This window comes from Chryseobacterium sp. SIMBA_038 (genome assembly GCF_046535115.1).
Taxonomy (GTDB): domain Bacteria; phylum Bacteroidota; class Bacteroidia; order Flavobacteriales; family Weeksellaceae; genus Chryseobacterium.
In genome coordinates this window covers 1-253 of sequence record NZ_JAWRXH010000316.1, presented here as the reverse complement: position 1 = coordinate 253, position 253 = coordinate 1, and the positions used below count along the sequence as shown (strand labels likewise).

The window sequence follows — 253 nt, the reverse complement described above, 5'->3', positions numbered from 1 at the left end:
AGGGTTTCGGTACGCAACTGATAACCGTGATTGCTGATCGAGTCACCACCGGAGTAATACTGCGTGTTGGCGCAGGAAAAGCCGCTGCGACGCGCCAGCTCGACATCCACGGCCACCGTCCCCGCCTTGACCGTCAGCGGGAAACGCTTGGTCCGGTAGCCATCCGCGCTGACCATCACGTCATACCGCCCCGGCGACAGCGAGATACCATCGCGGTACTTGGGCCGGATGTTCATGATGCGCACCGTGGCAT

General features: G+C 61.7%; 1 protein-coding gene. It reads right to left on the bottom strand.

Translation table 11 applies throughout. The features are described 5' to 3' along the window. Positions 1 to 253: hypothetical protein (locus tag SB689_RS23720; protein ID WP_410694490.1), on the bottom strand; the 253-nt coding region annotated here is incomplete at both ends.